The organism is Saxibacter everestensis (assembly GCF_025787225.1).
In the GTDB taxonomy this organism is placed as follows: Bacteria; Actinomycetota; Actinomycetes; order Actinomycetales; family Brevibacteriaceae; genus Saxibacter; species Saxibacter everestensis.
In genome coordinates, this window is record NZ_CP090958.1 from 1,097,540 (window position 1) to 1,120,478 (window position 22,939).

General features: G+C 66.7%; 18 protein-coding genes. 10 read left to right on the plus strand and 8 right to left on the minus strand.

The features are described from left to right. Positions 1–69 precede the first annotated feature (69 nt). Together der and hutH are read left to right on the plus strand one after the other, a co-directional pair. Complete coding sequence (gene der / locus LWF01_RS05360; protein WP_349640011.1) at positions 70–1,590, plus strand: ribosome biogenesis GTPase Der; 1,521 nt, start codon at positions 70–72, stop codon at positions 1,588–1,590. Between the two features lie 82 nt (positions 1,591–1,672). Beyond that, on the plus strand, positions 1,673–3,226 hold the full coding sequence (hutH, locus tag LWF01_RS05365; RefSeq protein WP_349640012.1) for a histidine ammonia-lyase: 1,554 nt from the start codon (positions 1,673–1,675) through the stop codon (positions 3,224–3,226). A gap of 12 nt (positions 3,227–3,238) precedes the next feature. Here the strand turns inward: hutH and LWF01_RS05370 are convergent, their stop codons facing one another. Together LWF01_RS05370 and LWF01_RS05375 are read right to left on the minus strand one after the other, a co-directional pair. After that, positions 3,239–4,489 (minus strand): alpha-hydroxy acid oxidase, encoded by a 1,251-nt coding sequence (locus tag LWF01_RS05370; protein ID WP_349640013.1) that lies wholly within the window; start codon positions 4,487–4,489, stop codon positions 3,239–3,241. A gap of 37 nt (positions 4,490–4,526) precedes the next feature. Continuing rightward, positions 4,527–5,243: a GntR family transcriptional regulator gene (locus LWF01_RS05375; protein WP_349640014.1), complete on the minus strand. Its 717-nt coding sequence runs from the start codon at positions 5,241–5,243 to the stop codon at positions 4,527–4,529. Between the two features lie 305 nt (positions 5,244–5,548). On the opposite strand from LWF01_RS05375, the gene LWF01_RS05380 reads away from it, so the two are divergent. Continuing rightward, positions 5,549–6,190, plus strand: a complete 642-nt coding sequence (locus LWF01_RS05380; RefSeq protein ID WP_349640015.1) for a TetR/AcrR family transcriptional regulator — start codon at positions 5,549–5,551, stop codon at positions 6,188–6,190. A 133-nt stretch (positions 6,191–6,323) separates the two neighbouring features. Here LWF01_RS05380 and LWF01_RS05385 read toward each other — a convergent pair whose 3' ends face one another. Together LWF01_RS05385 and LWF01_RS05390 are read right to left on the minus strand one after the other, a co-directional pair. Beyond that, positions 6,324–8,537 carry a RecQ family ATP-dependent DNA helicase gene (locus tag LWF01_RS05385; protein WP_432761991.1) on the minus strand — a complete coding sequence of 738 codons (2,214 nt, stop codon included), beginning with the start codon at positions 8,535–8,537 and terminating at the stop codon, positions 6,324–6,326. A gap of 32 nt (positions 8,538–8,569) precedes the next feature. Then, entirely contained in the window at positions 8,570–9,325 is a 756-nt protein-coding gene (locus LWF01_RS05390; protein WP_349640016.1) for an IclR family transcriptional regulator, read from the minus strand. Between the two features lie 318 nt (positions 9,326–9,643). Between LWF01_RS05390 and LWF01_RS05395 the strand changes: the two genes are divergently transcribed. The 3 genes from LWF01_RS05395 to LWF01_RS05405 are packed head-to-tail and all read left to right on the plus strand — an operon-like array spanning position 9,644 to position 12,866. Beyond that, positions 9,644–11,107, plus strand: a complete 1,464-nt coding sequence (locus tag LWF01_RS05395) for an APC family permease (RefSeq protein ID WP_349640017.1) — start codon at positions 9,644–9,646, stop codon at positions 11,105–11,107. A 25-nt stretch (positions 11,108–11,132) separates the two neighbouring features. Further along, positions 11,133–11,744 carry a TetR/AcrR family transcriptional regulator gene (locus tag LWF01_RS05400; protein WP_349640018.1) on the plus strand — a complete coding sequence of 204 codons (612 nt, stop codon included), beginning with the start codon at positions 11,133–11,135 and terminating at the stop codon, positions 11,742–11,744. Further along, the gene (locus LWF01_RS05405; protein WP_349640019.1) at positions 11,745–12,866 is read left to right on the plus strand and encodes a DmpA family aminopeptidase; all 1,122 of its coding nucleotides are present in this window, start codon (positions 11,745–11,747) and stop codon (positions 12,864–12,866) included. Here LWF01_RS05405 and LWF01_RS05410 read toward each other — a convergent pair. From LWF01_RS05410 to LWF01_RS05425, 4 genes are all read right to left on the minus strand, one after another. After that, entirely contained in the window at positions 12,853–13,908 is a 1,056-nt protein-coding gene (locus tag LWF01_RS05410) for an agmatine deiminase family protein (protein ID WP_349640020.1), read from the minus strand. The two genes, LWF01_RS05405 and LWF01_RS05410, sit on opposite strands and share 14 nt — an antisense overlap. A gap of 8 nt (positions 13,909–13,916) precedes the next feature. After that, positions 13,917–14,906, minus strand: coding sequence for a nitrilase-related carbon-nitrogen hydrolase (locus LWF01_RS05415; RefSeq protein ID WP_349640021.1), 990 nt, complete (start codon positions 14,904–14,906; stop codon positions 13,917–13,919). An 88-nt stretch (positions 14,907–14,994) separates the two neighbouring features. Next, positions 14,995–15,588, minus strand: a complete 594-nt coding sequence (locus tag LWF01_RS05420; RefSeq protein ID WP_349640022.1) for a TetR/AcrR family transcriptional regulator — start codon at positions 15,586–15,588, stop codon at positions 14,995–14,997. Further along, positions 15,585–17,129 carry a purine-cytosine permease family protein gene (locus LWF01_RS05425; RefSeq protein ID WP_349640023.1) on the minus strand — a complete coding sequence of 515 codons (1,545 nt, stop codon included), beginning with the start codon at positions 17,127–17,129 and terminating at the stop codon, positions 15,585–15,587. The genes LWF01_RS05420 and LWF01_RS05425 overlap by 4 nt, the downstream gene beginning before the upstream one ends. Before the next feature lie 220 nt (positions 17,130–17,349). Between LWF01_RS05425 and hutU the strand changes: the two genes are divergently transcribed. Genes hutU through hutI form a run of 4 tightly spaced genes read left to right on the plus strand, consistent with a single transcriptional unit; the run spans position 17,350 to position 22,916 of the window. Continuing rightward, positions 17,350–19,011, plus strand: coding sequence for a urocanate hydratase (gene hutU, locus LWF01_RS05430; protein ID WP_349640024.1), 1,662 nt, complete (start codon positions 17,350–17,352; stop codon positions 19,009–19,011). After that, positions 19,008–20,360, plus strand: a complete 1,353-nt coding sequence (locus tag LWF01_RS05435; RefSeq protein WP_349640025.1) for an allantoate amidohydrolase — start codon at positions 19,008–19,010, stop codon at positions 20,358–20,360. Before hutU ends, LWF01_RS05435 begins: the two co-directional genes overlap by 4 nt. After that, on the plus strand, positions 20,357–21,706 hold the full coding sequence (locus LWF01_RS05440; RefSeq protein ID WP_349640026.1) for a formimidoylglutamate deiminase: 1,350 nt from the start codon (positions 20,357–20,359) through the stop codon (positions 21,704–21,706). Before LWF01_RS05435 ends, LWF01_RS05440 begins: the two co-directional genes overlap by 4 nt. After that, positions 21,696–22,916 carry an imidazolonepropionase gene (gene hutI / locus LWF01_RS05445; protein ID WP_349640027.1) on the plus strand — a complete coding sequence of 407 codons (1,221 nt, stop codon included), beginning with the start codon at positions 21,696–21,698 and terminating at the stop codon, positions 22,914–22,916. Before LWF01_RS05440 ends, hutI begins: the two co-directional genes overlap by 11 nt. Positions 22,917–22,939 lie beyond the last annotated feature (23 nt).

Consider the following 22,939-nt stretch of genomic DNA (forward strand, 5'->3'; position numbering starts at 1 on the left):
TCCGGGGCCGGCGGCGCACCGTCCGACGTCACCCATGAGGCGCATATCGCGTAAGTGCAAGGAGAAGTAATGAGCGACTCGACCGAGTCAAGCTGGGACGACCAGCCCGACGCTGAGTTCGTGCAGCGTGTCGTCAGCATTGACGAGGCGGACGCCGAGCAGCGTGCCGAGTCGCTGCGCACCGGACTGCAAAGTTATGAACTGGACGAGGAAGACCTTGCGCTGCTTTCCGGCGACGGCGCTTTCGAGGATGGCGACGGCTTCACCGGTCCGGCGCCGGTGCTGGCGATCGTCGGCAGGCCGAATGTCGGAAAATCGACCCTGGTGAACCGGATCCTCGGCCGGCGCGAGGCTGTCGTGGAGGACACCCCCGGGGTCACCCGGGACCGGGTCAGCTACCCGGCGCTCTGGAACGGCCAACGCTTCACCGTCGTCGACACCGGGGGCTGGGAGCAGGACGCCCGAGGGATGGCCAGCCGGGTTGCCGAACAGGCCGAGATCGCGGTAGAGCTTGCGGATGCCGTGCTGTTCGTCGTAGACGCAACCGTCGGCGCCACCGCCACGGACGAGGCTGTCGTCCGAATGCTGCGCCGCACCCGGAAACCAGTCATCCTCGCGGCCAACAAGGTCGACGACGAGCGCGGCCAGCTTGAGGCCGCTGTGCTCTGGTCACTCGGACTCGGCGAGCCACGGTCGGTGTCGGCGTTGCACGGTCGCGGCGTAGCGGATCTGCTCGATGTGGTGATCGAAACGCTTCCGGAGGTCTCCGCGATCGCCGGACCGGTGGAAGAGGGCGGACCACGCCGGGTCGCTCTGATCGGCCGGCCGAACGTCGGCAAGTCGAGCATGCTGAACAAGCTGGTCGGCTCGGAACGCGTGATCGTGGACAACGTCGCCGGAACCACCCGCGACCCGGTCGACGAACTGGTCTCGCTCGGCGGCAGAATGTGGCGCTTCGTCGATACCGCCGGGATTCGTCGTCGGGCCCACCAGGCCTCGGGCGCGGACTTCTATGCCGCACTGCGAACCCAGACCGCGCTGGAGAAGGCCGAAGTGGCCGTCGTGCTGCTGGACGCCTCCGAGGTGCTGTCCGTTCAGGACACCAAGATCCTTTCCACCGTGATCGAGGCCGGCCGCGCCCTGGTCATCGCCTACAACAAGTGGGATCTGATGGAAGACGAGCGGCGCCATTACCTGGAGCGCGAGATCGAGCGCGATCTGGTCCAGATGACCTGGGCGCCGCGGGTCAACGTCTCGGCCCGCACCGGGTGGCACGCCGAGCGCCTGGTGCCGGCGATGGACAAGGCACTGGCCTCCTGGGATGCCCGCATCCCGACCGGACGGTTCAATGCCTTCCTTGGCGAGCTGGTCGCGGCGAATCCACATCCGCTGCGCGGCGGGAAGCAGCCGAGAATCCTGTTCGGGACCCAGGCGTCGTCCCGGCCACCGAAGTTCGTGGTGTTCACCACCGGGTTCCTGGATCCCGGTTACCGGAGGTTCATCATTCGCCGGCTGCGCGAAACCTTCGGCTTCGAGGGGACGCCGATCGAGCTGACCATGCGAATCCGGGAGAAGCGCTCCCGCAAGTAGCGAACACCGCTGTCCGAAATGTCAGACGGGTTGCCGGCCCGCGTACTTGTCCCGCCGGCCGCCGCCAGACATTCTGATAGATATGCATAAGAAGAAGACCGTAGCGGTGGGAATTGGCGCCGTCAGCGAAGAAGACCTGATCAATGTGGCGCGCAAGGGCTATGCGGTGGAGCTCGCTGAGGATGCCCAGGAGGCTATCCGCGAGGCCCGCCACCTGATCGATCGGCTGAGCGCCAGCGACACACCGGTCTACGGCGTCTCGACCGGTTTCGGCGCCCTGGCGACCACGCACATTCCAAGCGACAAGCGGGCCGAACTTCAGCGCCGGCTGATCCGCTCGCACGCCGCAGGTTCCGGCGCCGAAGTCGAGACGGAAGTTGTCCGGGCGCTGATGTTGCTCCGGCTGTCCACCCTGGCCACCGGGCACACTGGCGTGCGACTGACCACGGCACAGGCTTATGCCGCGCTGCTCTCGGCCGGGATCACGCCAATCGTCTACGAGTACGGGTCGCTTGGCTGCTCGGGCGATCTGGCGCCGCTGGCGCACGTCGCCCTGGCCCTGATCGGCGAGGGTCAGGCACGTAATGCGAACGGCGAACTCCTGGAGGGCGCCGAGGTGCTCTCCGCCGCCGGCATTGAACCGGTTGTTCTGGCCGAGAAAGAGGGCCTGGCGCTGATCAACGGCACAGATGGCATGCTCGGCACGCTGGTGCTCGCGCTCGACGAGCTGGATGCGCTGGCCAAGGAGGCCGATCTTGCCGCCGCAATGACACTTGAAGCGCTGCTCGGCACCGATCGGCCCTTCGAAGAGCATCTGGTGGCGCTTCGGCCGCAGCCCGGGCAGGCATTGTCCGCCGCAAACGTGCGGGCGGTGCTGAAAGACTCGTCAATCATCGAGGCCTCCCGGGGTCCGCAAACCTACCGGATCCAGGATGCCTACTCGATCCGCTGCCACCCGCAGGTTGCCGGCGCCGTCCGCGACACGATCGACCACGCTCGGCGGGTTGCTGGCTATGAGCTTGCCGCCGCCATCGACAATCCGGTGATCGCCGACGGCGAGATCGAATCGAACGGAAACTTCCACGGAGCCCCGGTCGGCTACGTGCTCGACTTTCTTGCGATCGCGATCGCCGACCTGGCCAGCATTTCCGAGCGGCGCACCGACCGACTGCTCGACAAGGCCCGGTCGCACGGCCTGCCGCCGTTCCTGGCCTATGACGCCGGCGTGGATTCGGGCGGAATGATCACCCAGTACACCGCGGCGGGGATTGTCAGCGAGCTGAAGCGGCTTGCCGTCCCGGCAAGTGTCGACTCGATTCCGTCCAGCGCAATGCAGGAAGACCACGTGTCAATGGGCTGGTCGGCGGCGCGAAAGCTGCGTCGTTCCGTCGATGGACTCCGCCGAGTGATCAGCATCGAGCTGATGAACGCCGCCAAGGCACTGGACATCCGCAGGGAAGTCGAGCACATGGTGCCCGGGCCGGTCACGTCAGCGGTTATCGCGAAACTGCGGGAGACCGTTGAAGGACCGGGGCCGGATCGGTTCGCCAGCCCGGAAATTGCCGCCGTGGTGGCGTCGCTGGAATCCGGGGCGGTGCTGGACGCCGCCGCCAAGGCGGGTGCGAAGCTCGTTTGAGCTGCCGGTCGGCTACCCGGCGTGGTTCCATTCCGGGGGATAGCGCACCGTGTCCCGGTTCAGCTCGCTGATATCGGTGACACCCAGCATGATCATGGTTTCCCGGATCTCGCTGCGGTAGATGTCGATCACCCGGTCGACCCCGCGCTCGCCGGCCGCCGCGGCCCCCCAGACCCAGCTCCGGGCGATGGCCGCGGCGTCCGCTCCAAGCGCCTTGGCCTTGATCACGTCGGCTCCGCTGCGCACTCCGCCGTCGAAAATGATGTCGAGCCGGTCGCCGACCGCAGTCACGATCTGCGGCAGCATGCTGATCGAGCTGGGCAGGCTATCGAGCTGCCGGCCGCCATGGTTGCTGACGAAGATGCCGTCCGCGCCGACATTGGCTGCCTGCTGGGCGTCAGCCAGGCTGATGACGCCCTTGATCAGCAGCGGACCGTCCCACATGCGACGCAGCCAGGCGACGTCGTCCCAGCTGTTCCTGAGATTCACCAGCTGGGTATTGATGTACTCCTGATGGGACATGGCGCTGGAGCCCTCGGCGATACCCAGCATGTTCCGGAAGCCGATCGGTGGTCCCTGCAACAGGCTGCCGAGCCATTTTGGATGCCGAAGCGCCCCGAAGGCATTGCGGACGGTGACCTGAGGCGGGATCGACATACCGTTGCGCTGGTCGCGGGCGCGCTTCCCGTTGACCGGCACGTCGATCGTGACCACCAGTGCGGTGCAGCCGGCGTTCCTGGCCCGGTCGACGAGTGCCTCGACCACCTCGCGGCTGCGCCACATGTACAGCTGGAACCAGAGCGGCCCGGTGGCCTGCTCGGCAATTTCTTCGATCGACCAGCTCGAGGCGGTGCTGATGGTGTAGGTCAGTCCAGCCTTGCCGGCGGCGCGCACGGCCGAGAGCTCGCCGTCGCCCCCGGTGATTCGCACCGAGCCGGCGGGCGCCAGGATCAGCGGCAACGGAAGTTGCTCTCCGACGACTGTGCCTGCAGTGTTCTGCGTCGATACGTCGACCAGGCTTCGCGGATTGAAGCTGACCCGGGCGAGGTCGGTGATGTTCGCCCGCAAGGTGATCTCGGCGTCGGCGCCGCCATCGACGAAGTCGAACGCCATCCTGGGTATCCGCCGTCTGGCCAGCTCCCTGATGTCATTGATCGTGGGAGCCGCCGCCAGGGCATCGACCGAGATGCCTCCGGCCAGCAGCATCCGGGCAAATTCGACGGCCGCGCTGCCGCCGGGGAGGGGCCGGCGAAGTATGCTCACGGTTCTCCTCTGCAGCAGGTTCGTCGTTCCTATAGGATCATCCCGGCTGCGCGGACGTGTCAAGGGTCCGCTGCCCGGATTCATTCGGAAAGGCCCGTCGTCGCGAGTTCCGAATATGTCGCTGCATCGCGTTGCATGCGTCGTCCGCGGACCCGGACCTGAAGGCCTCGATGATCTCGCTGTGCTCGGCCAGGGCGGGCTCCGCGTCCGGGACGCCGCGATCATCGAAGATCCGGTAGCGCTGCAGCTGACCGCCGATGCTGTCGTAGGCGCTGGCCAGGAATCGATTGTCTGCCTGCTGCTTGATCGAGTTGTGGAAGTCTTCTTCGGCTTCGAGATAGCCCCGGTAGTCGTCGAACGTCGGCCCCTTGCGCGCCTTCCGTCCCCGGCGGACGGTGTCCTCGAGGTGGCGGAGGAACTTCGCGTTCACGTTCCCGCTCGCAGCGAAGGCATTTGCCGGCTCCACCGCCAGCCGGGCCGCATACAACTGGGACAGTTCGTCACTGGTCAGCAACGGCGCCGCACGATAGCCCTTAAGCGCATTCCGCACCACGAGTCCGCGCGCTTCCAGCCTGGATAACGCCTCTCGAACCGGGCTGTGCGAGACCCCGAGCTCCCTGCCGATGACGTCTATCCGCAGCACCGAATCGGGGCGGATCTCGCCGCTCATCAGTTGTTCCATCAGCGCCTCGTGCACGGCGTCGGAGAGGCTCAGCCTGACCGGACGCACTAGCGCGGGTGTCTGCTCAGGCATAGCCTCTTCCTTCGAACTGCGCTGCGTGAAGCACGTGATCTGTGGCGTGCCGCAAGGGAATTCCACCTTAGCTCTGCGGATCGGCGGACGGCGCGCATGAAGGTCGAATAGTGGTAAGGCAGCGAATCGGGGCAAGGCAGGCGAATCGTGGGTTTGGCACCGAATCGTGCGTAATAACCGACAATTCGACGACAATCCCACGACTGACGGACGGCTTACTCTTCTCGGCGGACGGTGCGCAAATCAGCGCTGGATATGCTGTGCAGTACGACAAAACAAGGTGGACGGCGTCCACAAGGAGACGAATGACAGGCACAGCCAGGCCACCGCGGCGTTCGACCTACCGGCACGGTGATCTTCGCAACGCCTTGCTGGCCGCCGGCGTCGACCTGGCGCGCGCCGGGGGACCGGCGGCGGTGGTGCTGAGGGAAACAACCCGTCGTGCCGGAGTCGCACCGAATGCCGCCTATCGGCATTTCGCCGACCGGAAGGCGCTGCTACAGGCGGTCTCCGCGGCCGCTATGGCACAGCTCGCGATCGCGATGGAAGCCGAGCTGGCGAATCTGCCGGAGACGACCAGTGCCGAGACGGCGCACGCCAGGTTACGGTCGGTCGGCGTCGGCTACCTGCGCTTTGCCCAGGCCGAGCCGGGTCTGTTTCGTGCGGCGTTCTCGGTTCCGGATGACCTGCACGGCGCCGCCAGCGCCGACTCGGCCGGCAGGAGCGGCAAGACTCCGTTTCAGCTGCTGGGGATCGCGCTCGACGAGTTGGTCGCGACGGGCGTGCTGCCCGCAGCCAAACGGCAGGGCGCGGAGTTCCTTGCCTGGTCGTCGGTGCATGGCCTGGCCATGTTGTTGATCGACGGCCCGCTGCGGGAGCTTGAACCTGCGCAGCGGCGGGTCGTCGAAGCGCAGCTGTTGGACATGGTCGACCTGGGTCTTCGCTAACCTCCAAGCCGGCCTTCGCAGCCAAGCCCGCCGGCCGGCCGCCGTCAGCCGCGCAGCCGGCCGTTGTCAGCCGCGCAGCGCCAGCCGGTCTTCGCTAACCTCCAAGCCGGGCCCGCCAGCCCGACGGCCGTCGTCAGCCGCGCAGCGCCAGCGCGAACGGCAGCACGGAGCCCGCGCCGGCAGCACGCAGGGTGCCACCGGCAATCGTCATCGTCCAGCGGCTGTCGATGAGGTCGTCGACCAGCAGCACAGGCCCGCCGCCCAGCCCTGCCAGCCCGGACTCAAGCTCCTCGCCGACCCGGAAGCGGTTCCACAGCGAGCCGACCCGGAAGGCGCTGTTTCCGGTCGCCGGCGCTCCCTCCGATAGCGATAGCGCCCCCAGATACGGCAGCCTGCCGATGTTGCTCAGCCCGGTGGCGAGCGAGCCGACGAGTTCGGGGCGGCTTGCCGAGGGCACGCTCACGATCGCTGTGGGCCGCTGAGCCCAATCCCAGCCAGCCAGCACCTTGATACAAGCCGTCAACAGGGCTTGATCCACGGCTTGGTCGGGGGCATCCGCGGTAAACACCTCGCGCAGGCGATTGCCCCAGCCGAGGTCGGTGAGCCGAGCCAGCACCCGGCCCTCCTCGACGGTTTTATCGGCCGGGATCTTCCCCTTGACCGGTACGCCGCGCTGCGCGAGGCCCGGCGGCCACTGCAGCCGGGGAGCGACCTCGACTCCGACCTTTACGAGAGACTGCTGGGCATTCTGTTCGGCAGCCGGATCGATGGCAGGTGAATACCAGGCTGCGGCGCAGTTATCGCAGCGGCCGCACGGAGCTGCCGTGGCGTCGTCCAGCGACTGTGCGATGAACTCCATCCGGCACTGCGTCGTTCGCTCGAACTCCAGCATGGCGCCTTGCTCGGCAACCCGACCGGCCGCAATTCGCTGGTAGCGTTCGGCGTCGTACTCCCATGCCTGGCCGGTCGACAACCAGCCGCCGCTGACCCGCTGCACGGCGCCGTCCACGTCAAGGACTTTCAGAAGCAGCTCCAACGGCGTGCGGCGAAGGTCGACCCGGGCCTCCAGAGCGGTGGTTGACAGCGGGGTGCCGGCTTCCCGCAACTCGGCCAGCACTGCGGCCGCCTTTTGCTCATTCGGCATCGAGGCCGTGGCGAAGTACTTCCAGATTTCCTGGTCCTCCGGACCCGGGAGCAGCAGGACATCGGCGTTGTCGGTCGCGCGCCCCGCCCGTCCGACCTGCTGGTAATAGGCGACTGGGGATGACGGTGCGCCGATATGCACGACGAAACCCAGATCCGGCTTGTCGAAACCCATGCCGAGGGCGCTGGTGGCTACCAGGGCCTTGACCCGATTGTCTTTCAGGCGTTGTTCGGCCTCGGCGCGTTCGCTGGGATCGGTTCGGCCGGTGTAGGCCTGCACCGCGTGACCGGCGTCGCGCAGCATTTTGGCGGTGTCCTCGGCGGTGGAGACCGTGAGGCAATAGATGATCCCGCTGCCAGGCAAGTCATCGAGGTGGGTGAGCAGCCAGGCGAGCCGGGACCGGGAATCGGGCAGGTTCAGCACGCCGAGCCGAAGTGAGTCCCGGGCCAGGGCACCGCGGATCGTGAGTACCGCACTGTCTGGAGCTGCGCCGGTGGCCGATTCGCCCTGGGCCGAACCGAGCTGCTCGGCAACATCTTCGACCACGCGGGAGTTCGCCGTGGCGGTCGTGGCCAGAACCGGGACGGAATTGGGCAGTCGGCCGATCAGTTCCCGCAATCGCCGGTAGTCGGGGCGGAAATCGTGGCCCCAGTCCGAGATGCAGTGCGCCTCGTCGATCACCAGCAGGCCGGTGCGCCGGATCAGTTCAGGCAGCTGCTCGTCGCGGAAGCGCGGATTGTTCAATCGCTCGGGCGAAACCAGCAGGACGTCGACCGAATCTTCGGCCAGCCTGGTCTGGATCTCATCCCACTCGTGGTTGTTAGCGGAGTTGATCGCCGCGGCGCGCACGCCGGCCCTGGCGGCCGCGGCCACCTGATCGCGCATCAACGCGAGCAGCGGCGAAACGATGATCGACGGGCCGGCGCCGAGCCGGCGCAGCAGCAGGGTGGCGACGAAGTAGACAGCCGACTTCCCCCAGCCGGTTCGCTGTACGACCAGGGCGCGGCGCCGATCCCGAACCAGTGCCTCAACCGCCTCGAACTGGCCGGGATGAAAATCGGCAGCGGGCGAGCCGACCAGCTCGCGCAGCATCTCCGTCGCCGCCGCGCGCAGGCCGTCGTCGCTCACCGCGTCCGCGGAGGCTTGTCCGCTCAATGGCTCCGGGCTCACCGGAGAAGTCGTGATGCTTGCTGCGTCTGCCATCTCCCCAGCATGTCAGGTGCCACCGACATCGACTATCGGAGCCGGATCGAGAGATCGTCGGCGGCCTTTCTGACCTGGGCGGCTAGGCGTTCGTAGCCGCTGTCCGGCACGGCATCCGAATGGAAGGACACGCCGATGCTGGCCGCCGGCCGCCCGCCATGGTCGGTGGCCGCAGCGGCAATCGTCGTCACACCCTCCGTGACTGCGCCGCGCTCGATCGCCCAGCCACGATGGCGGTCCTCGGCCAACTGCGCCTGAAGCTCCCGGAGGTTCCTGGCCCCGACTCCGGTTCGATCGACAAACTGCCTGGCCGAGGAGAAGATCGCGAGCACCTGCTGGCGGGGGAGCAGTGCCAGCATCGCCCGCCCGGAGGCGGTCAGGTGAGCCGGAATCCGGACACCGACGCCGGTCACCAGCGTGGTCGGCACCTGCGGCTGTTCCTTCAGCAGGTACATCGTCTCGCTGCCGTGCAGGATGCCTAACTGCGCGGTGTGCGAGCTCGCGGAAACCAGCCGCGCGAGCAGAGGCTGTGCCAGGTGCTGAAGCGGCGAAGACCGTAGATAGGCACTGCCCAGCTCGAAGGCGCCGACACCGAGCCCATAGGAGTGGGATTCGGGTATCCGCACAACCAGGCCCTCGTCGATCAGGACCTTCAGCAGCTGGTAGGTGCTGCTGCGTGGGATGCCGATATGCCGGGCGAGCGCGCTCGCCGGTACCGGCCGTGAGCTGGTCGCAAGGTGGCGCAGCACGGCGGCGGTATTGCGCACCGCCGGCATTTCCGTTGCCATCAGGACCCCTAGCGCTGATCGGAGTGGAGAGTAACCACTTGAAGGGTAGCGGCCAGGACCTGAAGTCTCAGCCTCGCGCCGGACCCGACTCGCGATCCAGCCCTTGACGACCAGGAGAATGAGCACGCAACGGCCAGGCGAATGAGCCCTCAACGGCCAGGCGAATCACCGCACACCGAAGAGTCCATATCTGAATATTTGTTCAGGAAATTAAGAATAGACCCGATATTCGTTGACTTCTCCACACTTCGTAAAGTTGAATGGTTGTTCAGATGATGTGCGGCAGTGTGGCCCGCATCACTGACGACAGGAGTCAGCATGTCAAGCAGTGAGCTTCAGGCAGGCAAGGTCGTTTCATCCGGCGGCAAACTGGCACAGGGACAGCTGGGGGTCTGGTCAATTGTCTTCTTCGTCATGTCGGCCGCCGCCCCACTGACCGTGTTTGTCAGTGGAACCCCGTCCACCTTCCGCCTCGGCGGAATCGGCGCGCCAGGCGCAATGCTCGCCTGCGGCGTCACTCTGTTGTTATTCTCCCTCGGCTTCACCGCCATGTCGCGGCATGTGCGCAACACCGGTGCCTTTTACGCCTATGTGGCCAAGGGCCTGGGCAAACCGGCCGGCATCGGGGCGGCGATGGTCACGATATTCGCCTACGGCATGCTCTGCGTGAGCTTCTACGGCTACCTCGGCTTTTTCGCCGCGCTGACGGCCAAGGATCTCTTCGGCATCGACCTGCCATGGGGCCTATGGGCGATTGCGGCCGCGGTGATCGTGGCTTTCCTCGGCTACCGGCAGATCGATGTCGGCGCGAAGGTGCTCGCCGTGCTGCTAACCGCCGAGGTGTTGATCCTGCTCATCCTCTCCGTCGCCGTGCTGGTCAGGAGCGGGGGAGAGGGGATGTCCCTTGCGCCCTTCGATCCCGCCAATGTCTTCTTCGCCACCGGCGCCGGAACGCTCTTCGTGCTCGGCTTCGGCTCCTACATCGGGTTCGAAGGCACCGCGATCTACTCAGAGGAAGCCAAGGATCCACGGCGCACTGTTCCCAGAGCGACTTATATCGCGATCGGATTCCTGGCTATCTTCTATGCCTTCACCTTCTGGATTCTGACAGTCGCCTTCGGAATCGATGGCATCATGAGCCTGGCCCTCGGGGACGACTTCGCCGAGATGGCCTTCATTGCCACCGATCAGAACCTCGGGCTCCTTGCCGTCAAGGTGATGCAGGTGCTGATCGTCACCAGCTTCTTCGCCTGCCTGATCGCCTTTCACAACGCGTCGTCGCGTTACATCTTCTCGATGGGCCGCGAACGCCTGCTGCCGGCAGCGCTTGGTGCTACCCATCCGAAATCGAAGGCACCCCACCGAGCAAGCCTGGTGATGACCGTGATCAGCATCGTCGCGGTAATCGGTTGCGTCGTACTTGGCGCCGACCCGTATCTCGGCTTCGGGCTCTGGTCGTACTCCTCCGGTGTGATCGGGATCGTCTTCGCCCAGGCTGTCACCGCGGTGGCTGTGACGGCCTACTTCATGCGGGACCGGCAGGGGTATGGACCGTTCCGGGTGCTGATCGCGCCTGCACTCGGCGCGATAGGACTCACCATCGGCGTCATTCTGATCGTGACCAACTTCGACGTGATCACCGGGATGACCGGCGCCGTGAACTGGGTGATGATCGTGCCGACTCCGCTGCTCTTCGTCGTGGGCATCGTGATCGGATTCGTGATGAAACGCCGGAACCCGGATCACTACGCCCGCCTGGCCGAGCAGGGATCTGTCCGCTGACCGGGCAGTCGATACGATCATGCACATGACAAGCCGCAGCCTGAACAAGCGCCAGGCGCTGATCACCGCGACTCGCCGGGTCGCCGGCCAGCGCGGGCTGGCATCGACGACAGTCCGCGATATCGCACTCGAGGCCGCCGTCAGCGCCGGATCGGTGCTCTATCACTATCCGACGCTGGATCAATTGCTCGCCGAGGCGGTGGACGACGTCCTGGACGAATTCCATCGGAGCCGGATCGCGGCGGTGGAATTGGTCGCCGATCCCTGCGAAAAACTCCGGGTGATGATAGTGCACGGAGTCCCGGACCGGATCACCGACAGCCTGCGGATCGTGTACGAAAGCTCAGCCTATGTCCGGGCGCATCCCGAATTGCTCCCGATGTTCCGCACGATTATGCAGCGCCAGCTCTCGCTCTACCGTCAGGTACTCGAGATCGGCGTCGGGCTTGGCGCGTTCCGGCCGCGGGCACCGCTGGCGGCGGTGGCGCAGAACATCCTGGCGCTCGAGGATGCCTACGACTACTACGCCGTGGCCGGTGACCGGATCCCGGTCGCCGTTGCCAGGGCCAACATCATCGGTTATGCCGAGCTTGTGCTCGACTGTGACCTCGCCGAGAAAACCACGAAAAGAGAGTAAATGCTGCAGCAGCCCCGTGCCCGTGATCTTGGAATTCAACTCCCCGGCAGAACCGGCGAGCACAACGCGATCACCGACGTTCCGGGGGTCACAGTCGGGTACACCACGCTGATCGAGGGCGCCGACGTGCGCACCGGTGTCACCGCGATCCTGCCGCGCGGTCGCGATCATGCCACGCTGCCGTGCGCCGCCGGGCGGAGTGTGCTCAACGGCAACGGCGAGATGACCGGATCGGCCTGGCTGGATGAAACCGGATCGCTCTCGCTGCCGATACTGATCACGAACACCCACTCGGTCGGCGCCGCCCACGAGGGTGCCGTGGCGTGGACGGCGCGGAACCACCCCGGGCAGGCCAATCAGTGGCTGCTGCCGGTGGTCGCCGAGACCTGGGACGGCTACCTCAATGACATCAACGGCCTGCACGTGCGCCCAGAGCACGCGATAGCCACCATCGACTCGGCATCAGGCGGCCCAGTTGCGGAGGGATCGGTCGGCGGCGGGACCGGGATGAACTGCTATGGGTTCAAGGGCGGTTCCGGCACCAGCTCCCGGCTGATCGGCTACGGCGACAGCACGTATACCGTCGGCGCGTTCGTGCAGGCCAACTTCGGCAGTCGCAAGGAGCTCGTCATCGCCGGCGAGCCGGTCGGGCGGGCGCTTGGCGAGGACAACCCAATGGAAAGTTCGGACTGGTTCGCCAATCAGGGGGCCGGATCGGTGATCGTCGTCATCGCGACCGACGCTCCGCTGCTCCCTGACCAGTGCCAGGCGCTGGCCAGACGGGTTCCGCTGGGGCTGGCGCGTACCGGAACGGCGGGCTCACACTTTTCCGGCGACATCTTCCTGGCCTTCTCCACCGCGAACCAGGGCGCACTGCGCAGCGAGATGGGCGATGCCGCCGCGCGAGAGGAACGCTACGACACACTTCGGTTCATCCCGTGGGGACAGCTGGATCCGCTGCTGACCGCAGTCGTGGAGTCGGTGGAGGAGGCCGTGCTGAACGCGATCTTCGCCGGAAAGGAGATGATCGGCCGCGCCGGGCATCGTTCGCCCGGCCTCCCCGTGCCGGCTGTGCTCGAGATGCTCGGCATCCGGGCGCCGCAGCAGGCTACGGCCGGCTGAAACCCTCGCGGGCGCGCCCTGGCTTCGGAGCGTCGGCGGCCGGTTGCTGCTGGGTAATGCAGTGGATGCCACCGCCCCGGGCGAAGATGGGGCGGGCGTCCACAGTCACAACTTGCCGGCCCGGGTATGCCTGCTCCAGGATCTGGCGAGCGCCTTCGTCGGCGCGGTCGCCGAAGCTGCAAGCGATGACGCCGCCGTTGACCACCAGATGGTTGATGTAACTGTAGTCGACCCAATCGTGCGCATCGCGAAGCACCTCCGGGGCAGGGACCTCCACAATTTCCCAGCTGCGGCCCTGCGCGTCCCTCGTCCCGGCCAGCAGGGAAATGATCTCCCGGGTGACCTGGAAGTCGGGGTGCGCGTCATCGCGCTGCGAGTGCACCAGCAACACACCGGGAGAGGGGATGGCGGCCACAATGTCCACGTGGCCGCGGGTGCCGAACTCCTTGTTGTCCCGGGTCAGCCCACGGGGCAGCCAGATCACCTGTGTTGCGCCAATGGTGCTGGCAAGTTCGGCTTCGACATCGGCCTTCGACAGACCAGGATTCCGGTACGGATCGAGCTGCACGGTTTCGGTGACGAGGACGGTGCCCAGCCCGTCCACCTGAATCCCGCCGCCTTCATTGACCAGTGGACTGTCAACCAGCTCCGCTCCCGAGTGCCGGACGACCGCGGCGCCGATGCCGGCGTCCTTGCCCCAGCTGGCCCAGTCCTGCTGCCCCCAGCCGTTGAAGACCCAGTCGACTCCGCCGAGCAGGCCGTCGGCGTCGTCCTTGACGAACGTGGGCCCGATGTCCCGCATCCACGCGTCGTCCAGCGGGGCGGTGACGAGTTCGATGTCGGCCGACAGGTACTTGCCCGCCGCCGTCAGGTCCGCGGGATCGACCACCATGGTGACCGGCTCGAACCCTGACACCGCATGGGCCACCTCGGCCCAGCTGACCCGAGCTTCATGCGTGTCCTCGGCGGTATTACCCAGGGAGGAACGCTCAGGCGGAAACGCCATCCACGCCCGCTCCTGTGCATCGGTTTCACTCGGCATCCGCCAACTCATGGCTGCCCTGCCTTCTGCTTCGCGGCGGTGGCGCCGTACGGACGGTCCGTCGCCATATCGGCGGCCAGCTCCGCGTAGCTGTCGGGCCGGCGGGTGGTCAGGAACGGGAACAGGTCCAGCCAGTCTTTGCGCTGGTCCAGATCCAGGTCAGCCACCAGGACGGCCTCCTTGTCCCTCGGCGCCTGGACGAGGACTCGGCCATACGGGTCGGAGATGAAGGACGAGCCGTAAAAGGTGATGTCTCCTTCGTGGCCGGTCCGGTTGGGGACCACCATGAAGGTGCCGTTGGTGATGCCGTGACCGACTATCACATGCTGCCAGAGCGGCCGGGTGTCGAAGTCCGGGAAGGTCGGCTCTGAGCCGATCGCGGTTGGATACACCAGGATCTCGGCCCCGGCGAGGGAGTAGAGGCGGGCAACTTCTGGGAACCACTCGTCCCAGCAGGTTGGAAGTCCGAGGGCGGCGCCGCCCAGCGCCGCGGGCCGGTGGACCGGATAGGCATCATCGGCAGGTCCGGCCCTGAAGTAGGTGTCCTCGTAGTAGCCGTCGCTGATCGGGATGTGGGTCTTGCGGGTGCGTGCCAGCAGTTCGCCCTGCGGAGATACCAGGATGGCGGTGTTGAAGCCCAGGCCATCCGGCCCGTCCACCCGCTCGTACAGCGAGGCATGCACGGTGACGTTGTGCCGCTGGGCTGCCGCAGCGGCGAACTCGAATGTGCGGCCGGTCAGCAGATCCTCGGCATCCCGGGCGGGGTTTTCGCCGGCGCGGACGTTGGCTGGGTACTTGGAAAGCGTCAATTCCGGGAGGAACACCGAGCGGGCTCCGGCGTCGGCCGCCTGTCCGATCGCCTCGGTCAGGGTTGCCGTGAGTTGGGAAATGTCTTCCCGCCAGTGGTGCTGGACCAGCGCTATCCGGAGCGGCTCCCGGGTTGATTCGGTGCTCCGTGCGAAGGAGATGGGTGGTTCGGGGTTGATGACAACGTCCATGGTGCTTCTTCCTGTTCCGGGCGCTAAGGGCCCTGGTTCGACTGCGGATTTCCATTGGAGTAGCCGCGGTCAAGATTGGGATGGTGGTTCATTTGCTGTGGTCTTGCGCCGTTGCGACTGGCGACGACGCCAGGGCGTCGAGCGCCGCCGTCACCAGCATTCGGGCATGGTCTGCGGAGATGGTGCCGTTCAACCAGCGGCCGGAAATCCCTTCGACCAGACTGGTCAGGATCTCCGCGGTAATCGCTGTGTCCTGCCCGGCGGTATCAGTACCCGCGGTAACCATCGCCTCGGCGATCTCCCGGTTCCACTCCGCAGTGGTCCGGGCGAGCGGCTCGGCCAGGTCCGCTTCGAACACGGCGCAGGCCCTGAGTTCGTTCCAGGCCACCGAGTTCCGCCGCACGTCGGCGTCGTCCTGAATTTCGTCCAGGAGCAGATGCCGGAAGTGCCGGTCGGGGTCGGTGGGTTCGGCGGAGAGGGCAGGATCATCCTTGCTCACCTGCTTGTTGATGTGCTCCAAGGTTGCGGCGAGCAGTCCTGCCCGGTCCGTGAAGTGGTAGTACAGCAGGCCCGGTGAAACGCCGGCCTCGCTTGCCACATCATTGACCCGCATACCCCGGACACCGTTCCTGGCGATGCAGGTGGTGGCGGCGGTGAGGATCCTGGCTAGTTTTTCACTCATTGTTTGACAGTAATACTTGGCTCACCTCCCTTTGCGGAGGTGGCCGGTCGCAGGCTGTCCGGTTCGGAGGTGGCCGGTCGCAGGACGTCCGGTTCGGGAAACAGTCGCAGTGCCAGCAGGTAGCCGGCGGCCCCGATGATGGTGGATCCTGCGAAACTGAGGTCGATTCCGCCGGCCAGCTGGGAGAGCGGGCCGGTGTACAGGGACGTGTCGGTGGCCAGGATGCCGAACGCCGAGCCGATAACCCAGGGCACCACGGCCCGGAGATTCCAGCCGCCGGCGAACCAGTATCGGCCACGGGGCCCGTTTGCCCGGAAGCGCTGTAGGTCAGCGGCGTGGTACTCGCCGCGGCGGGCGACGAGGAAGCCCAGAACGTTGATGGCGACCCATGGCCCGGCGAGGCCGTTGAGCACAAGTGTCATGGCAGTGATGGAGTCGACCGCGTCGAACACAAAGACACCCAGATAGAGCAGTCCGACGGCGATCGCCGACGTGATCAGCGTGGTGTGCAGTCGCCGCAGCCGCGGAAAGAGGGCCTCAAGGTCAAGGCCGCTTGCGTAAAGGTTCAGGACGCCCTGGCCCAGGCCGCCGGCCAGGGCGATCACCAGGATCGGCAGCAGGTACCAGGCAGGGGCCGCGGTGACCAGATCGGCAACGTAGGAACCACTCAGCCGGGGGAGGGCAGCCGCGGTGAAGGCTCCGAACAGTGCGGTGACGAACAAGCCAAGGAAGACGCCGAGACAGGCCGAGGTCACCACGGAGCGGTCCGAAAACCTGGTCCTGGAAATGCGCCGGCTGTAGTCGCCGAGGGTCGGTGCGTAGGAGAGCGGGCCGCCCACCGAGATCACAGCTGAGAGAATCCAGGTTGGCCAGAAGTCGCCGAGCAGGTAATCGGCGTGGACAGTGGCCGGATCGAATGCCGGAGCGAATGCAAACACGCCGATCAGGAGCAGCACGCCAACCACCGGAGCGACAAAGCGTTGCATAGCCACGACCGTGCCGTGGCCGAAGAGGGCCACGAGAACGATCTCCACCGAGATCACGGCGTAACCAACGCCCAAGGTGACGTCGGTGACCGGGATGCCCAGCAGCCGTTCGGCGGCGGCGACGAGGGCGTCCCCTGAGGTCCAGACCGCGATGGCGGCGTAGGCAAGCGCGAAGAGCAGGGTAAGACCTGAGCCGATCAGTCGGCCGCGGATGCCGAAATGCGCTGCGCTGGAGACTGTGTTGTTGGTTCCCGTCCGCGGTCCCAGGAGTGCCAGCGTGCCGATCAGGGCGGTGCCTAGCAGCAGCCCAACCAGGCTGGCGGAGGCCGCACCGAGGAAGTCAAGCCCGAACGTGATGGGAAGCCAGCCGAAGACGATCACCGAAAAAGCGAAGTTGCCGCCGAAGAAAACGGCGAAGAGGTTCCGGGGACGTGACGTCCGTTGTTCTTCCGGGATGTATTCGATTCCCGCTTGCTCTATCCGGCCGAAACGGTCCCGCTGCCCTGGCGGAGCGGTGACATTTCCCATTTCCTGGCGCGATTGCTTACTGATCATGATCAGCCTTCCGTGAGGCACCTCATTGTGCTGTGCGTCTCGATCATATTCCTGACTGAATTTTCAGTCAATAGCTTTGACGACGCGAATTGCGGGCAGACAGTCTGACATTTCGGATCGTAACTGCCGTCGATCCGTTGTGCCCGCTGCCTGGATGAAGTGTGCTTAGAGGAGGAACTCAACCACTGCGTCCTTGCGCACGACGTTTTAGGAGAAATCGATGAGTACGTCCGGCCCCCGTCCAGTCAGCAGCCCACGTGGAGCTGCGCTGAACGCCAAAAGCTGGCAGACCGAGGCGCCGCTTCGGATGCTGATGAACAACCTCGACCCCGACGTGGCCGAGCGGCCGGACGATCTCGTCGTCTACGGCGGAACCGGGCGCGCCGCCCGCAGCTGGGAGGCGTTCGACGCCATCGTGCGCAGCCTGAAAGACCTCGAGGACGACGAGACACTTCTGGTCCAGTCGGGTAAACCGGTCGGAATCTTCCGCACCCACGAGTGGGCTCCCAGGGTGCTGATCGCCAACTCCAACCTGGTCGGCGACTGGGCGACGTGGCCGGAGTTCCGCAAGCTGGAGGCCGCGGGACTGACAATGTACGGCCAGATGACCGCCGGCTCCTGGATCTACATCGGCACCCAGGGCATTCTGCAGGGCACCTACGAAACATTCGGCGCCATCGCTCGCAAACGGTTCGGCGGGACGCTGGCCGGCACGCTGACGGTCACCGGCGGCTGCGGCGGAATGGGTGGCGCGCAGCCACTCGCCGTGACGATGAATGAGGGAGTCGTGCTGATCGTCGACGTCGACTCCGAGCGGCTGGAACGACGTCGCAGCCGCGGCTACCTCGACCGGGTCGCGGACAATCTTGATGACGCCATCGCGCAGGTTGAAGCCGCAAAGGCCGAACGCCTGCCACTGTCGGTCGGCGTTGTGGGAAACTGCGCCGAGGTGCTGCCCGAGCTGCTCGAACGCGGCGTCGACGTCGACATCGTCACCGACCAGACCTCGGCGCACGACCCGCTGAGTTACCTGCCGGCCGGCATCGATGTCGGCGACTGGTCTGACTACGCGGCGAAGAAGCCGGAGGAGTTCACCGACCGGGCACGTGAGTCGATGGCGAAGCACGTTGCCGCGATGGTCGGATTCATGGATGCCGGCGCGGAGGTTTTCGACTACGGCAACTCGATCCGGCAGGAAGCGAAGCTCGGCGGCTTCGACCGGGCATTCGACTTCCCCGGGTTTGTGCCCGCCTACATCCGGCCGCTGTTCGCCGAGGGCAAGGGGCCGTTCCGCTGGGCTGCACTGTCCGGTGACCCGGCCGACATCGCGCGCACCGACCGGGCAATTCTTGAACTCTTCCCCGAGGATGAGCACCTGCACCGCTGGATCACCGCAGCAGGGGAGAAGATTCAGTTCGAGGGCCTGCCCGCCCGGATCTGCTGGCTCGGCTACGGCGAGCGGGCAAAGGCAGGCGCGAAGTTCAACGAGCTGGTAGCCAACGGCGAGATCAGCGCGCCGATCGTGATCGGCCGCGACCACCTGGACTCGGGTTCCGTCGCCTCGCCGTACCGGGAAACCGAGTCGATGGCCGACGGCTCCGATGCGATCGCCGACTGGCCGCTGCTCAACGCGCTGCTGAACACGGCATCCGGCGCCACCTGGGTCTCGCTGCACCATGGCGGCGGTGTCGGCATCGGCCGGTCGATCCACGCCGGACAGGTCATCGTCGCCGATGGCACTGACCTGGCCGCGGAGAAGATCTCCCGGGTGCTCACCAACGACCCGGGCATGGGCGTCATCCGGCATGTCGACGCCGGTTACGACCGTGCCGATGAGGTGGCGAGGGAGCGCGGAGTCCGGATTCCGATGTGGGAATCATGACGGTAGACCCGACGAATGGCACGGACGCCGGCGGTTCCGCCAACGCCCACGGCGGTTCTGCCAGCGCGCATGGCGGTTCTGCCAGCGCGCATGGCGGTTCTGCCAGCGCGCATGGCGGTTCTGCCAACGTGCATGGCGGTTCTGCCAACGCGCATCTTGCTGCGATCGCCGACATCGGCCGAAGCACGGCGGGCGGCTATGCCCGGCATGTATTCACCGGCGCGGAGACCACGCTGCGCGAGTGGTTCGTTGCCGAGGCCGAGCGACTCGGTCTGGACATCGAGCTGGACCGGAACTCGAACATCTGGGCTTGGTGGGGCCCGCCCGGCGATGGTGCCGTCATCACCGGAAGCCACCTGGACTCGGTGCCCGGCGGCGGAGCGTTCGATGGCCCGCTCGGCGTGGCCAGCGCCCTGGATGCAGTGCAACGCCTGCAGGCAGAAGGGTTCAAGCCGGCGAAGCCGTTCGCGCTGATGGTCTTCGCCGAGGAGGAGGGGTCCCGCTTCGGCGTCGCCTGCCTCGGTTCCCGGCTGATGACCGGAGCGATTGGCGCCGATAAGGCGCTCGCCCTGCGCGACGTCGATGGCCTCACCTTCGCCGATGCTGCACGGGCGGCCGGGTTCGCACCGGAGCGGATGGGCCAGGACGAGCAGGCGCTGCGCCGGATCGGCACCTTCGTCGAGCTGCACGTGGAACAGGGTAGGGGACTGATCGACCTGGACCGCCCGGTCGGCGTCGGCTCAAGCATTCTGGCGCACGGCCGCTGGCGGTTGTCGTTCTCCGGCACCGGGAATCATGCCGGCACCACCGCCATCGACGAGCGGCGCGATCCGATGATTGCCGCTGCAGCGTCCGTTCTCGCGGCCCGGTCGGTGGCCGCCGCGGGCGATGGCGTGCGCGCGACCGTCGGCCGGCTGGTCCCGCGTCCCGGCGGCACCAATGTGATCGCCTCGCACGTCGACGCCTGGCTCGACGTCCGGGCTGGCGCAGACCTGGTTACCAGGGCAGCGGTTGACGAGATCGTGGAGCAGGCGCAGGCGGCAGCCGACCGGGAAGGCTGCGAACTGCAGGTCCGCGAGGAGTCGTACGGCGGCGAGGTCTTCTTCGACCCGGCGCTGGCAGGCCGGATCTCCGGCGTGCTCGGCAGATCTATGGACTGCACGGTGCCGATGCTGTCAACAGGCGCCGGGCACGACGCCGGGATCCTGGCCGCCAAGGTGCCGACCGCGATGATCTACGTGCGAAATCCCAGCGGAATCTCGCATGCGCCGGAAGAATTCGCAGAGCCGGCCGATGTCGCCGCGGGTGTCGGCGCGCTGGTCGACGTGCTCAAGGATCTGCTCAGGTGACGGCCTTCTGGTGCGAACATGCCTGGCTGCCATCCGGCGGGCGCTCCGGCGTTCGGGTCGTTTCTGACGCACAGGGCCGGATCGCGGCGATCGAGGATTCCGCCCGGCCGGAGCCGGCCGACACTGTGCTTGAGGGCGTGACGTTTCCCGGTTTCGCCAATACCCACTCCCATCTGTTTCACCGGTTCCTGCGCGGCCGGACCCATTCCGAGGGCGGTACGTTCTGGACCTGGCGGAATCAGATGTACCAGCTTGCCGGCGGCATCACCCCGGAAAGCTACCAGACGATGGCCCGCGCCGTGTTCGCCGAAATGCTGCACGCGGGCTACACCGCGGTTGGCGAGTTCCACTACCTGCACCATCGGCCGGACGGAACTCGGTATCCCGGTCACGAGATGGAATTGGCGGTCGTGCGCGCCGCCGCCGCGACAGGCATCCGGCTCACCCTGCTGGATACCTGCTACCTGACCGGCGGCATCGGCCAGCCGCTGACGGCCGAACAGGCCCGGTTCGGCGATGGCGACGCGGAACGCTGGCTGAACCGCTGGTTCGCCCTGCGCGATGCGGTAGCGGCAGAATCCGGCTCCGACGACGGCGCCATCCGGCTGGGGGCCGCCATCCACTCCGTGCGCGCGGTTCCCGAGGATCAGCTGCGGGTGATCGCCCGTGAGCTTCCGGCCGACGTTCCGCTGCACATCCATCTTTCCGAGCAGCCGGCCGAGAACGAGCAGTGCCTGGCCGCCTACGGGGTGACGCCGACCCAGCTGCTGGACCGGGTCGGCCTGCTGGACCGCGCCATCACCGCGGTGCACGCCACCCACCTGACAGTCGGCGACATCGAACTGCTGGGCCGGTCCGGCGCGGCCATCTCGATTTGCCCCAGCACGGAGGCCGACCTCGCCGACGGCATCGGACCGGCACGTGAGCTTTCGGATGCCGGAGCTGCGATAACGCTGGGCTCCGATCAGAATGCCGTGATCGATCCGCTGCTGGAGGCGCGCGGCCTGGAGGCCGGCGAACGGCTGCGCTCCGGCCAGCGCGGCCGCTTCCGTCCAGAGGAAATCGCCCGCGCCATGACGGCGTCCGGCTACAGCTCGATCGGCTGGGACGGCGGCACGCTGACCAGGGGCGCGCTGTGCGACCTGACCACCGTGCGGCTGGATTCCGCCCGGACGATCGGCAGCTCAGCCGGGCAGGTGATGCTCACCGCGACGGCCGCCGACGTCTCAGCAGTTATCGTTGCCGGCAAGGTGCGTTCAACCGGAGCCGGGGATGCGCGTGCCGTCGAGCAGCTGCTGACCGCGGCCATCAGCCCTGACCGGAGAGGGAAAGTCCATGCCGAGTGAACTGATCACCAACATCGCGGAACTGACCACGATGGACGACGAGGACCGGCAACTGCACGACGCCGCGGTCGTCGTCGAGGACGGGCTGATCGCCTGGATCGGCGCGGCCGCCGAGGCCCCCGATGCCGACCGCCGCACGGATGTGGCCGGCCGCGCGGCGCTGCCGGGCTGGGTGGACTCGCACTCACACCTGGTGTTCGCCGGAGACCGAAGCGCCGAGTTCGAGGCCCGGATGTCGGGCGCTCCGTACCAGGCCGGCGGTATTCAGACCACCGTGACGGCGACCCGGGCAGCGTCCGACGATGAATTGCGGGCGAACCTGCGGCGGCACATCAGCGAGGCGCAGCACCAGGGCACCACCTGGCTGGAGACCAAGACCGGCTATGGGCTGGATGTCGACAGTGAGCTGCGGTCGGCGCGGATTGCCGAAGCAGAACTCGATGACGTCACCTTCCTCGGCGCCCATCTGGTTCCGCAGGGCGCTGATGCCGATGAGTACACCCGTCTGGTCGCCGGCCCGATGCTGGACGCCGTGGCGCCGCACGTGAACTGGATCGACGTGTTCTGTGAGCGGGGCGCTTTCGACGCCGAGCAGAGCGCGCACGTTCTCGAAGCCGGGTTGCGACACGGACTCGGGTTACGGGTGCATGGCAACCAGCTGGGTGAGGGTCCGGGCGTGGCGCTCGCGGTCGAGTACTCGGCGGCAAGCGTCGACCACTGCAACTATCTGAGCGCCGAGGACATCCGGTTGCTGGCCGAGAGCCGGTCTGCATCGGACGGCGGCGCCTCAGCCGGCACCGTCGCCACGCTGCTTCCGGCCTGCGACCTCTCCACCCGGCAGCCATTCGGCCCGGCGCGCGAGCTGCTCGACGCCGGGGTCACGGTGGCGCTCGCGGCGAACTGCAACCCGGGATCGTCATACACAACCTCGATGCCCTTCGTGGTGGCGACCGCCGTGCTGCAGATGCGGATGACGATCCGCGAGGCGCTCTGGGCGGCGACCCGCGGCGGCGCCAAGGCGCTGCGACGAGACCGCGGCACGGCGGACAGCCCGGCGATCGGCTCGCTGCAACCCGGAGCGCGGGCCGACATCCAGGTGCTCGACGCTCCCTCGGCCGCTCATCTGGCGTACCGTCCCGGCGTTCCGCTGACCTGGGATGTGTGGCGCGGCGGGCACCGGATTGTCGGCCCGGCACCGGTATTGCGCTGACGCTGCTTCCTGGGCGTGGCGCG

What these genes read in the sequence shown, in the direction of transcription:
- LWF01_RS05385 (WP_432761991.1), bottom strand. Translation starts at nt 8,537, where the DNA reads ATGGCAGACGCAGCAAGCATCACGACTTCTCCGGTGAGCCCGGAGCCA.
- LWF01_RS05435 (WP_349640025.1), top strand. Translation starts at nt 19,008, where the DNA reads ATGACGGTAGACCCGACGAATGGCACGGACGCCGGCGGTTCCGCCAAC.
- LWF01_RS05375 (WP_349640014.1), bottom strand. Translation starts at nt 5,243, where the DNA reads ATGCCTGAGCAGACACCCGCGCTAGTGCGTCCGGTCAGGCTGAGCCTC.
- hutU (WP_349640024.1), top strand. Translation starts at nt 17,350, where the DNA reads ATGAGTACGTCCGGCCCCCGTCCAGTCAGCAGCCCACGTGGAGCTGCG.
- LWF01_RS05420 (WP_349640022.1), bottom strand. Translation starts at nt 15,588, where the DNA reads ATGAGTGAAAAACTAGCCAGGATCCTCACCGCCGCCACCACCTGCATC.
- hutH (WP_349640012.1), top strand. Translation starts at nt 1,673, where the DNA reads ATGCATAAGAAGAAGACCGTAGCGGTGGGAATTGGCGCCGTCAGCGAA.
- LWF01_RS05380 (WP_349640015.1), top strand. Translation starts at nt 5,549, where the DNA reads ATGACAGGCACAGCCAGGCCACCGCGGCGTTCGACCTACCGGCACGGT.
- LWF01_RS05400 (WP_349640018.1), top strand. Translation starts at nt 11,133, where the DNA reads ATGACAAGCCGCAGCCTGAACAAGCGCCAGGCGCTGATCACCGCGACT.
- LWF01_RS05425 (WP_349640023.1), bottom strand. Translation starts at nt 17,129, where the DNA reads ATGATCAGTAAGCAATCGCGCCAGGAAATGGGAAATGTCACCGCTCCG.
- LWF01_RS05405 (WP_349640019.1), top strand. Translation starts at nt 11,745, where the DNA reads ATGCTGCAGCAGCCCCGTGCCCGTGATCTTGGAATTCAACTCCCCGGC.
- LWF01_RS05395 (WP_349640017.1), top strand. Translation starts at nt 9,644, where the DNA reads ATGTCAAGCAGTGAGCTTCAGGCAGGCAAGGTCGTTTCATCCGGCGGC.
- der (WP_349640011.1), top strand. Translation starts at nt 70, where the DNA reads ATGAGCGACTCGACCGAGTCAAGCTGGGACGACCAGCCCGACGCTGAG.
- LWF01_RS05410 (WP_349640020.1), bottom strand. Translation starts at nt 13,908, where the DNA reads ATGCCGAGTGAAACCGATGCACAGGAGCGGGCGTGGATGGCGTTTCCG.
- LWF01_RS05415 (WP_349640021.1), bottom strand. Translation starts at nt 14,906, where the DNA reads ATGGACGTTGTCATCAACCCCGAACCACCCATCTCCTTCGCACGGAGC.
- LWF01_RS05390 (WP_349640016.1), bottom strand. Translation starts at nt 9,325, where the DNA reads ATGGCAACGGAAATGCCGGCGGTGCGCAATACCGCCGCCGTGCTGCGC.
- hutI (WP_349640027.1), top strand. Translation starts at nt 21,696, where the DNA reads ATGCCGAGTGAACTGATCACCAACATCGCGGAACTGACCACGATGGAC.